This is a genomic window from Mesoflavibacter sp. SCSIO 43206 (assembly GCF_019904215.1).
GTDB classification, from domain to species: domain Bacteria; phylum Bacteroidota; class Bacteroidia; order Flavobacteriales; family Flavobacteriaceae; genus Mesoflavibacter; species Mesoflavibacter zeaxanthinifaciens.
Map to the genome: position 1 here is coordinate 360,910 of NZ_CP063201.1, position 11,352 is coordinate 372,261.

At 29.8% G+C, this 11,352-nt stretch carries 13 protein-coding genes and 1 tRNA gene; 7 read left to right on the forward strand and 7 right to left on the reverse strand.

What is annotated here, in order from left to right; translation table 11 throughout:
• Positions 1-7 precede the first annotated feature (7 nt).
• Positions 8-379, forward strand: coding sequence for a VOC family protein (locus tag INR78_RS01885; RefSeq protein WP_106676021.1), 372 nt, complete (start codon positions 8-10; stop codon positions 377-379).
• Between the two features lie 2 nt (positions 380-381).
• Here the strand turns inward: INR78_RS01885 and INR78_RS01890 are convergent, their stop codons facing one another.
• Positions 382-1,047: a M15 family metallopeptidase gene (locus INR78_RS01890; protein WP_223077248.1), complete on the reverse strand. Its 666-nt coding sequence runs from the start codon at positions 1,045-1,047 to the stop codon at positions 382-384.
• A 43-nt stretch (positions 1,048-1,090) separates the two neighbouring features.
• Here INR78_RS01890 and INR78_RS01895 point away from each other — a divergent pair, with 43 nt between their 5' ends.
• The 6 genes from INR78_RS01895 to INR78_RS01920 all read left to right on the forward strand — a co-directional run bounded on the left by INR78_RS01895 (position 1,091) and on the right by INR78_RS01920 (position 6,803).
• A complete protein-coding gene (locus INR78_RS01895; protein WP_223077249.1) occupies positions 1,091-1,450 on the forward strand; it encodes a MauE/DoxX family redox-associated membrane protein in 360 nt (119 codons plus the stop codon).
• A 1-nt stretch (position 1,451) separates the two neighbouring features.
• Entirely contained in the window at positions 1,452-2,045 is a 594-nt protein-coding gene (locus INR78_RS01900; RefSeq protein WP_223077250.1) for an alpha-ketoglutarate-dependent dioxygenase AlkB, read from the forward strand.
• Between the two features lie 383 nt (positions 2,046-2,428).
• Positions 2,429-3,352, forward strand: coding sequence for an alpha/beta hydrolase (locus tag INR78_RS01905; protein ID WP_223077251.1), 924 nt, complete (start codon positions 2,429-2,431; stop codon positions 3,350-3,352).
• A 12-nt stretch (positions 3,353-3,364) separates the two neighbouring features.
• Positions 3,365-4,045, forward strand: coding sequence for a hypothetical protein (locus tag INR78_RS01910; RefSeq protein WP_223077252.1), 681 nt, complete (start codon positions 3,365-3,367; stop codon positions 4,043-4,045).
• A gap of 696 nt (positions 4,046-4,741) precedes the next feature.
• On the forward strand, positions 4,742-6,052 hold the full coding sequence (locus tag INR78_RS01915) for a DUF819 domain-containing protein (protein ID WP_223077253.1): 1,311 nt from the start codon (positions 4,742-4,744) through the stop codon (positions 6,050-6,052).
• Between the two features lie 49 nt (positions 6,053-6,101).
• The gene (locus tag INR78_RS01920) at positions 6,102-6,803 is read left to right on the forward strand and encodes a DUF4369 domain-containing protein (RefSeq protein WP_223077254.1); all 702 of its coding nucleotides are present in this window, start codon (positions 6,102-6,104) and stop codon (positions 6,801-6,803) included.
• Positions 6,804-6,913: 110 nt separating this feature from the next.
• Here the strand turns inward: INR78_RS01920 and INR78_RS01925 are convergent.
• The 6 genes from INR78_RS01925 to INR78_RS01950 all read right to left on the reverse strand — a co-directional run bounded on the left by INR78_RS01925 (position 6,914) and on the right by INR78_RS01950 (position 11,336).
• Positions 6,914-6,987: transfer RNA gene (locus tag INR78_RS01925), tRNA-Thr, on the reverse strand.
• Positions 6,988-7,043: 56 nt separating this feature from the next.
• Positions 7,044-7,313, reverse strand: a complete 270-nt coding sequence (locus INR78_RS01930; protein ID WP_027880698.1) for a hypothetical protein — start codon at positions 7,311-7,313, stop codon at positions 7,044-7,046.
• Positions 7,314-7,399: 86 nt separating this feature from the next.
• The gene (locus INR78_RS01935; RefSeq protein WP_223077255.1) at positions 7,400-7,810 is read right to left on the reverse strand and encodes a 6-carboxytetrahydropterin synthase; all 411 of its coding nucleotides are present in this window, start codon (positions 7,808-7,810) and stop codon (positions 7,400-7,402) included.
• 3 nt (positions 7,811-7,813) lie between these two features.
• Entirely contained in the window at positions 7,814-8,332 is a 519-nt protein-coding gene (gene idi / locus INR78_RS01940) for an isopentenyl-diphosphate Delta-isomerase (protein WP_027880700.1), read from the reverse strand.
• 139 nt (positions 8,333-8,471) lie between these two features.
• Positions 8,472-10,388, reverse strand: a complete 1,917-nt coding sequence (locus INR78_RS01945) for an OmpA family protein (protein WP_223077256.1) — start codon at positions 10,386-10,388, stop codon at positions 8,472-8,474.
• A 15-nt stretch (positions 10,389-10,403) separates the two neighbouring features.
• Complete coding sequence (locus tag INR78_RS01950; RefSeq protein ID WP_027880702.1) at positions 10,404-11,336, reverse strand: type IX secretion system membrane protein PorP/SprF; 933 nt, start codon at positions 11,334-11,336, stop codon at positions 10,404-10,406.
• Positions 11,337-11,352 lie beyond the last annotated feature (16 nt).

An 11,352-nucleotide genomic window follows, 5' to 3' on the forward strand; every position in this document is an offset into this window, starting at 1 on the left:
TTAAATAATGAAACTTGGCGCATTTTCAGTTAGTCTTACTGTAAAAGACATACATAAATCAAAAGCATTTTACGAAAAATTAGGCTTTACACCTTTTGCTGGAGAGATAGAAAAAAATTATTTAATCATGAAAAATGGTAACGCGCTTGTAGGATTGTTTCAAGATATGTTTGATAAAAACATACTAACTTTTAATCCTGGTTGGGACGAAAGTGCTAATAAATTAGAAGATTTTACAGATGTAAGAGATATCCAGAAACACATCAAGTCTTATCAAATACCTTTAATTACAGAAGCTGATGAAAGCAGTTCTGGTCCAGCAAGTTTTGTGATCTTAGATCCTGATGGTAATCCTGTTTTGATTGATCAGCACGTTTAAAACTATTCTACTAAAAAATCAAAATATTGATTTTTAAACGGCTCATTTCTTAATGTAAAATGCCACCATTCTTTCGGGTAATTTCTAAAACCGTTTTTAAGCATGACATTTTGTAAACGTTGTCTGTTAGCGATTTGTTTTTCGGTTAGATTAGTATTGCTTACCCAAGATTCTGGTCCAAAAAAATCAAAAGGAGATCCCATATCTAGTTCTTCACCTGTTTCTAAATTCACGATAGTTACATCTAAAGTGCTACCACTACTGTGCCTAGATTTTGATGCAATGTAACCTTCTTTAAACAAGTTACGCTTATTTACTTTTGGGTAGTAATACATTTTCATCATTGTATCATTAACTTGTTTTGCCCAACGAACAAAATGGTTAACTGCACGTTGTGGTCTGTATGCATCAAAAACTTTTAGAGTTAAACCTTCTGTTTTTAAATCGGCTTGTACCTTTTTTAAGGCTTCTACTGTTTGTACTGTTGTAATCACAACTTCGTTTACATAACCATCTATTTGTTCTCCAACAAAATTATTATCATAGCAATAACGTAATTCAACTTTTAAATTAGGCAAACTATCTTGCGCATATACAAAGCCTTTAGGTAGTTGTGCAAAAGTGAGTTGAGTTATAAAAAGTAATAAAAGAGTTAGGCTAAATTTCATGATAAATAAATTATAGGTTAAATTTATAAAATAAAAAGTTACTATGATTTATCCTTGGCATCTTTACGCTATGGCGTGTATGTATATTTTGGCTGGAATAATGCATTTTGTAAAACCCAAAATGTATATGCGCATTATGCCTAATTATATTCCTAACCACAAATTAATGGTGTTACTTAGTGGTGTTGCCGAAATTATTCTTGGTGCAACACTATGCTTTCCCTCAACAAAAAACACAGCTATTTATGGTATTATTTTAATGCTAGCTGTTTTTTTTACTGTTCATTTTTATATGCTTTCTAATGAAAAGGCTAGTGCAGGTTTACCTAAATGGGTTTTAATTTTACGTATTCCGTTACAATTCTTTTTAATGTATTGGGCATATTTTTATTTACAATTTTAAAATGCTTTTTCCTGAAGACATATCATTAGATTTACCAGATTCTGACATTAAATACTATCCAGACTTTTTTAATAAAAAAGAAGCTGACGCCTATTTTAATTCGCTTTTAAAACACATAAATTGGCAACAAGATGATATAACTGTTTTTGGAAAAACCTACAAACAACCTAGACTAACTGCGCTTTTTGGCAACAATGGTAAGCCTTACAGCTATTCAAATATTACAATGCATCCGCATGTTTTTACAGAAGAACTACAGCAAATAAAAGATAAAGTCGAAACTAAAGTTAACACAAAATTTACCACGTGTCTTGCTAATTTATACCGAAACGGAAACGACAGTAATGGCTGGCATGCAGATAATGAAATAGAATTAGGAAAAAACCCAATAATTGCTTCTGTTAGTTTTGGAGCAGAACGATACTTTCATTTAAAACATAGACATGATAAATCTTTAAAACAAAAACTATTACTTCAGCATGGTAGTTTACTTTTAATGCAAGGCAAAACCCAACACCATTGGTTACATCAAATTGCAAAAACTAAAAAAGATATTGGTCTGAGAATAAATCTAACCTTTAGAATTATTAAATAGAAATTATTAAAAACAAAAGAGTCAAGGTCCCTCAACCTTGACTCTATGCTATTTGGCATCTTATATATTGGTCAGATTTAGGGTCTCTATATCTAATCAAGATGCAAATATTAATTAATTAATCCATTGAACTAAAAAGTATGTAATTCTTAGTACGTGTCAAACATAATATTATTTCGTTTTCAAATAGTTTAAAAACACAAATATTCGATGAAATGCACTTAATTTTAACATTTATCGATTAAAAACACAAAACAAAGGATTAAAAACACTATTTAAAATTATTAATTCGATAACTATCGATAAAATAAATTCAGTTATTTTTGTACATGTTAACACTATAAATTGGCATCTTTTTTGACAATTTTAAATTAAAAAATAATATGAAGTTCTTAGTTCTTTTTATTTCGCTTTGTTTTAGCTCTTCTCTTTTTGCGCAAGAATCTAATTTTACAAAACAAGACATTTCTGTAAATAAACATATAGATGGTACATTATTAACACCAAACAATGTCAAAAAGCCTAATTTAGCTATTATAATTGCAGGATCAGGACCTACCGACAGAGATGGTAATCAAAATTTTTTAAAAAATAATAGCTTAAAAAAATTAGCTGTAAACCTAACCAATAACAATATAGCTACATACAGATATGATAAACGTATTGTTAAGCAATTAAAATCTAACAATTTAGATAAAAATATAATTTTTGATCATTTTGTTACAGACGCAAAATCTGTAATAGACTATTTTAAAAACACTAAAAACTTTAATAAAATTTATGTTATTGGGCACAGTCAAGGTAGCTTAGTTGGTATGCTAGCTGCTAAGGACCGTGCAGATGGTTTTATATCTTTAGCAGGCGCAGGACAAAGTATTGATCAAGTTATTATAGAACAAGTCAATAAAACAGCACCTAATTTTACAGAAGATACTAAACGTATATTTAAAACTTTAAAAGAAGATAAAACAACTACAGATTATCCTATGGCATTATCTTCTATATTTAATATTGAAATCCAAAAGTTTATGATAAATTGGATGAAATATAATCCAACAGAAGTCTTAAGTACTTTAAACATACCTATTTTAGTTATAAACGGAACTAAAGATTTACAGGTAAGTGAAACTGAAGCTAAACTTTTAAAAGAAGCTAATAAAGATGCTACTTTAAAAATAATAGAAAATATGAATCACGTACTTGTTACTATAGAAGGTGATGATTTAGAAAATTCAAAATCATATGCGGAAACCCAAAGACCTATTGCAGAAGGATTAATTGATACTATTACAAATTTTATTAAATAGTATATAAACAAGTTGAAAAAAGTACTACAATTAATATTTTTAGTCATTGGATTAGTATCTTGCAAAGCTCAAGAGATTGACGGAATATGGATGTCAATTGACGATAGAGTCATTGATGAACATTATTCTTTTTCTTCAGGAATGTGGGGAATGATTATCAATTTTGATAAATCTGAAATTAAAGCTGTTCTTTCCGATTCTACATATAAATTCGAAAAAAGGCATAAAGAAATAAAAATCGTACACAATATTGATTCCATTGTGTATCCTTATAAAGTTTTAAAAAAAGATTCTATAGAAATTGAAATTGTAAAAAACACAATAACGGTCTTTAAACGATTAAACTTCGATTATCCTCTTGAATCAAGCAAATCAGAAATCGTTAATTTTTTGACTGATAATTGTGTTAGGAAATTCGGCGATTCGATTAAAATTAAATTTTCAAAAAACTATCATCCTTTAGACAAGAACAAAGAACTCCGAATGACAGAAACTATCTGGAATAATAGCCGACCATTAGTAGGAAACTGGAGTATTGGAGAAATTAATAAAAACTTCTTTATATTCATAAGTATCGAAGACACAACAGAGGAAAACATTTATCAAATAACCTCAATAAGCGCAAATACAATAAAACTAAAACCTATAAAAGAAAATTATTACGAATTAACTGAATTAAAAAACTGTTTATAACAACGTGTATAATTAATAGCGGCTGAATTTCCTATCGGAATTTAAATTTTATTAATTTTTTGGTTTACTACGAAAAATGACTGCGTCCATTTCCGCAACTAACCATACACCAACGATAAATACACTTCATACCTAAATAGAAAAAGCATCCTAAAAAGGATGCTTTTTCATACTAACCAACCAAAAATATAAGTAATCTTTACTCGTTAATTAAGGTAACCACACCTTTTACTAAGTCTTCATAAATAATTACATATTATATAAATCAAATGCTGTGCCAAACTTTATTTTAAGATAAAATAGAAAAAGCACCTCAAAATGAGATGCTTTTTCGTACTAACCAACCAAAAATATGAATAATCTTTGCTATTTAATTATGGTAACCACACCATAATTACGTCTTCACAAATATTACATATATTTAGTCTATATAATACTGATTTCCTTACAATTAGAATTCAAAAGTTTTGTTAAAGTTTATTACATAGAAAAAGCACCTCAAAAAGAGATGCTTTTTCATACTAACCAACCAAAAATATGAGTAATCATTACTCGTTAGATCAGGTAACCACACCTTTACCAAGTCATCATAATTAATTACACTTTAAATAAAACAAATGCTGTGCCAAACTTTATTTTAAGTCCTTTTTATTACAGTTTTATTTGATTATTTTGCGGTAACTATAAAACTAAACTATGAACGAACCATTATTTACAAACGATACTATCGTTTTTGGAATATTAATGTTAGCACTTGGTGCTATTTTTTACACAGAGTCTTTAAAAGGTGGCTTTTGGGAGAAATTTTATAAAATAGTTCCTGGATTATTTATGGCTTATATGCTTCCTGCAGTATTAACTACTGTAGGTTTAATTGCTCCAGAATGGGAAACCACTAATACAGACACAGGCGAAATAACAAAACATAGCACAAATCTATATTATGTTGCTAGTAGATATCTTTTACCTGCTGCTTTGGTTTTAATGACTTTAAGTATTGATTTAAAAGGAGTCTTTAATTTAGGTTGGAAAGCGCTAATCATGTTTTTTACAGGTACAATAGGTATTGTAATTGGAGGTCCTATAGCTATTTTAATAATTTCTACTTTTTCTCCAGAAACTGTTGGCGGTGTAGGTCCAGATGCTGTTTGGAGAGGATTATCAACCCTTGCAGGAAGTTGGATTGGTGGCGGAGCTAACCAAACTGCTATGCTAGAAATTTATGGATATAATCAAAAACTTTATGGCGGAATGGTCTTTGTAGATATTGTTGTTGCTAATTTATGGATGGCGCTTCTTTTAATAGGAATAGGTAAAAGAAATGCTATAAATAAATGGTTAAAAGCAGATACATCTTCTATTGAATCCTTAAAAGATAAAATGTCGAATTTTACTGAAAGTGTAAAACGTAATCCTACTCTAACAGATTTAATGCTAATGGCAGCAATCGCTTTTGGTACTGTTAGTGTTGCCCATCTATTTGCTGGTATTTTAGCTCCTTTTTTCAAAAACATTGTTGATGGTATAGAAAACCAAACTTTAAAAAATGTATTTACCTTTTTAGATAGTTCTTTTTTCTGGATGATAAGTATTTCAACTATAATTGCTATTTTACTTTCTTTCACAAAAGCTAGAAATTATGAAGGTGCTGGCGCTAGTAAATTTGGTAGTGTATTTATCTATATTTTAGTAGCAAGCATTGGTATGAAGATGGATTTAACCTTAATATTTGACAATGTTGGTTTAATTGCAATTGGATTAGTTTGGATGTCTATTCATGCGCTACTTTTAATTTTTGTAGCAAAAATTATTAAAGCACCTTACTTTTTCCTAGCTGTAGGTAGTCAAGCAAATGTTGGTGGTGCTGCATCGGCACCTATTGTTGCTTCTGCTTTTCATCCATCATTAGCTACAGTTGGTGTACTATTAGCTGTTTTTGGTTATGCAGTTGGTACTATAGCTGCAATTGGCTGTACAATTTTAATGCAATTAGCTTCTGCTGGTTAGTATTTTTGTGATTTTTATAAGATATTTGCCCACTAAAAATTAAATAAAAATGAAAAAAATCTTAGTACTACTTCTTGTAACAATTATTTTTTCTTGCGGTGAAAGCGGAAAAAAACTTACTGTTGAAGCTACCGTTAAAGGTTTAAAAAAAGGTACTGTTTACCTAAAAAAAGTAATTGATACAACTTTAGTTACTGTAGATTCTGTAACCGTAAATGGCGATTCTAACTTTACATTACAAACGGAGATTGATGAGCCAGAAGTATTTCATTTGTATTTAGATAAAAACTCTAAAGAAAATGATCGTATATCTTTCTTTGGTGATAAAGGTGTAACCAAAATTTACACCAAATTAGAAAACTTTAATTTTTACGCTAAAATTGAAGGTTCAAAACAACAAGAACTTTATCAAGAGTATCTAGAAATGATGAATAAAATAAACAACAAAAACTTAGATGTTTTTAAAGAAAATCTAGATGCTTTAAAAAATAAAGATTCTGCTGCTATAAAGAAAACAGAAAAGGCTTTAGAAGGCTTTACAAAAAGAAAATATTTATATGCTGTTAATTTTGCTATTAATAATAAAGATAGTGAAGTTGCTCCTTACATAGCTTTATCTGAAATTTATGATGCTAGATTAAACTTACTAGATACGATTAATAAAGTACTAACTCCAGAGATTAAAAACTCTAAATATGGTAAGCAGTTAGAAGACTATATAAGTAAACGAAAAGCTGAAGAAACTAAATAAAATAACAGAAATAAATAAAAAAGCCATTCAATTTTGAATGGCTTTTTTTATGATTAAATATCAACTTTTATTAATAAAAAAAGCTTCTCATTTTATTGAGAAGCTTTAAGAGCCGATGGAGGGACTCGAACCCACGACCTGCTGATTACAAATCAGCTGCTCTAGCCAGCTGAGCTACATCGGCAAAGCGAGTGCAAATATAATTTGAGAAATGATATTTGCAAACTTTTTTTTAAAAAATTATCCTAATTTGTTAATTCTTTCTATTAACGCTCTACCTTTGTCTTCTAGTTCTTGTTGAATACCTTTAAAGTGAACTTTCTTATTTTCAACATCTTTAGCGTTTACTTTTGCTATTAACTCGTCAAAAGTTGTTATTGCATCATCAATAATTTTTTCACTTTCTTTTGTGTCTTTATCTGTATTTGCATATTCCCAGATATAAACAGCTTCAATAATATCTCCTAAAACATAATTAATGTCTTTTTTTAGGTCTCTTTTATTTGCCATGATAATTAAAATTTAATTTGCGCAAAGCTACATATAAAGTTTATTATCTTCACTATATAACTTAGTTTTTGATAGTTTTATTCTAATTATTTTGAAGGATAAGTTACATAATTGCGTGGCGTTTCGTACAAAGTAACTTGTAGTTTAAATTTTGGATCTAATTTGGCTTTAATTTTATTATAAACTACAACAGCTATATTTTCTGCTGTTGGGTTAAGGTTTTTAAATTCTGGTACGTCTACATTTAGATTTTTATGATCAAAAGCATCTTCTACTTCTTCTTTAATGATATCTTTTAAGATTTTCATATCAATTACGTAACCTGTTTCGGGATCAATATCTCCTGTTACATGTGCAATTAGCTCGTAATTATGACCATGAAAGCTTGGGTTATTACATTTACCAAATACGTCATTATTTTTGTCTTCTGTCCAGTCTTTTCTATACAGCCTATGTGCGGCATTAAAATGTGCTTTTCTGCTAACGGTTACTTTCATTGATTAATGCTTTATAAATTCGTAAAACTTTTCAAAAATAATCTTAAACCATGCGGTATATAGTTCTGGATGCTGTTCTATATCTAGCTTTACTTCGTCTAAAGACATCCATTTCCAAGCTTCTACTTCGTCTTTATTAATGTTTGGCTCATCATTATAATAACCAACCATAATGTGGTCAAATTCGTGCTCTGTAAGACCGTTTTCAAAAGGTGCTTTGTATATAAAAGAAGTTTTTTCTTCTAGTTCTGTTACAAATCCCATTTCTTCCATTAACCGCCTTTTTCCTGCTGCTATGTTACTTTCTCCTTCACGTTGATGACTACAACATGTGTTTGTCCATAAACCTGGCGTATGATACTTGGTTAATGCACGTTGTTGCAACATTAACTGGTTTTTATCATTAAATACAAATACTGAAAATGCTCTATGTAGCAATGCTTTTTCATGTGCTTCCATTTTAGGCATTAATCCTATTTGCTCGTCTTTTTCGTTTACTAAAATTACTTTTTCTTCTGCCATCTTATTTTTTAAGTCTAACAAATTTACAAAATACGAAATTTGTTCTGAGTCCTTTTAGGCAATATTTAGTAATATAATTTTAGAGCATAAAAAAAGTGCTTCTTTAGAGAAGCACTTTTTTCTTATTTTATTTTATTTTTTAATTGCTAGTAATAATAAACATACTTCTTCTGTTTTGTTGATGTTCTTCTTCTGAACATTTTACACCATTAGAACAACGGTTTACTAATTGTGTTTCTCCGTATCCTCTACCTGATATTCTACTCGGGTCAATATTACCTTTTTGGATTATCCAATTTTTTGTAGACTCGTTACGTCTTTGTGATAACGCAATATTATATTGGTCGGTTGCTCTAGAGTCTGTGTGAGATTGCACGTCTATATTTACTGTTGGATACTTCTTCAAGTAATCTATTACTTTTTGTAATTCTACTTGTGCGTCTGGACGTATATTAGATTTATCAAAATCAAAATAAATTGGGTTTAAGTCTAGTTCTGTAAATAGATCTTTACCTACTGGTAAAGGTTCATTTTCAGTTTGTTTAAGGTTTAGTTTTAAAACTACATCTTCTTCTTTAGATGGGTTTATTTTAAAGGTTTCTTCAGATTGAATAAATTCATCTTTAGAAGCTATGACCTTATACGTTTGTTTTTTACAACTTCCTTCATAGCTGAATGCTCCGTTTTGGTCTGAGGTTAGGTTTTGTACTTCAACACCTTTTTCGTTTAAAACAACAACGCTAGCGTAAGGTATAATTGCGTTTGTTCTTTTATCTACTGTTGTACCAGAAATAAAACGTGTACAATATTCTCTTGTAAATTTATAGATATCGTCATCTCCTTTTCCGTTATAACGGTTTGATGTTAAATAACCTTCGTTAGTATTTTCATCTATTATAAATTCAAAATCATCTCTTGAGCTGTTTATTGGTTTACCTAGATTTGTAACTGCTACTTTAGTCGCTTCTAGATTACTCGTAAATACATCTAAACCTCCTAGACCTTGGTGTCCGTCTGATGAGAAATAAAGTGTACCATTATTACTAATAAACGGAAAATTCTCTCTTCCTTCTGTGTTAATTGTTTCACCTAAATTAACAGGATCACCATATGTACCGTCTTCGTTTATATCAACATAAAATAGGTCTGATTTACCATAAGTACCTGGCATATCACTAGCAAAGTATAAACGTTTTTCGTCCATACTTAATGCTGGATGTGCTACATTATAATCGTCATTATTAAATGGCATACTTTCTATATTTGTCCAATTACCATCTATTAATTGTGCTTTATAAATTTTTAATCCGTTAACTTTTTCGTTGCTTTTTCTTGCTTTACCTCTAAAATAATTGTTTCTGGTAAAGTACATTGTATTACCATCTTTTGTGAAAGAGGTTGAAGACTCATGATATTTTGTATTTATATTTTCTGAAAGTTTTTCTGGCTTACCTTCACTTTCATTTATATAATAAAGGTCTAAAAATGGTTGCTCGTTCCATTTATAAAGTTTTCCATCTCCTCTTGATGATGCAAATACAATTCCTTCTTTATAAAAGGATGTTCCAAAATCTGAAAAACGAGAATTAAAATCTAGATTTTCTAATTCAAAATCTCCTGATAGCTCTTCTATTGTCTCTAAATAATTTGGAGATTTTTTAAATAGGATTGCTCTAGAGTCATTTGGTTTAAGTACTGCAAATTTTTGCATATACTCGTTAGCTTTATCATAATCGCCAATAGCTTTTAAAGCCATAGCATAACGATAATAATATTCGTATTCTACAACAATGTCTTTAATTGCAAAAAGTTCTCCGTACCATTTTGAAGCATCTTCCATTTTCACATTAAAATAGTAAGCATTGGCAAGTTTTTTTAAAACTTCTGGTGTACGATTACCGTCTTCTACTAATTTTAATAATGCTTTAGTTGTTTCTATATATGATAACTTGTCGTATTTTTTTTCAACTTTTGCAGATATACCGTTATCTTGAGCCTTAAAAGTTGAGAACGATAATATCGAAAAAACTGTAAGTATGATAATTTTATTTTTCATAAGTATTGTGTTCTTTTAGAAGAATCTTGGTGATAAAATCTTTGTTACATCTCTTGGTTCGAATCTAAGAAAAACTTCAAATGAACCTTGCTGAAATTGTGTTTGTCCTAACTCGGTCGTTTCTCTATCATAACCAAAGCCTAACATAAAGCTATCTGTAAGCTGGTAGCCTAACATACCACTAACTGCTGCATCCCATCTATATGCTAATCCAAATGTAAATTTTTCTTTTAGAAGTGCATTTATAGACAAATCTGCTGCTAATGGTGCACCTTGAACACCTTTTAGTAAAAAGGCTGGTTTTAATTTTAAATCAGCATTTATATCAAAAACGTATCCTGCTATCAAGTAAGCATTTATTCTTTCTTTTGCTTGAGATAAAGAAGCTTCATCAAAGTGCTTAGTCTCTAAAATATTTGGAACAGAAAGTCCTACGTACCAACGATCTGCTTTACGGTAATAGATACCTGCTCCAAAATTTGGAGAAAATTTATTTTCTATATCTGACTGTAATAAAACATCTCCTCCGTTATACTGACTAAGCTCTGAATAGTTTACATCTAAAAGATGTCCTCCTACTTTTAGCCCGAATGCCAATTTACTTTCTTCTGATAGATTTATTGTGTAAGAGAAATCTGCATCGACATAAGTTTCTTGTGTTGGACCTATTCTATCATTTATTACAGATAACCCTAACCCTATTTTACTATCTTCTGCAATTGGGGAGTGGATATTAAAAGTTCCTGTATCTGGAGCTCCATCTAACCCTACCCATTGTGTACGGTAAAGTAGTAAGGCGCTAATACCATCTCTAGATCCAGCGTATGCAGGATTTATACTCATTGTATTATACATATACTGAGTATACTGAGCATCTTGTTGAGCTGTAACATTACTTACAAACAAAGAACTTAAGAGAAGTGCTAAAATTAAAATTCTATTTTTCATTATAAAAAAGATATAT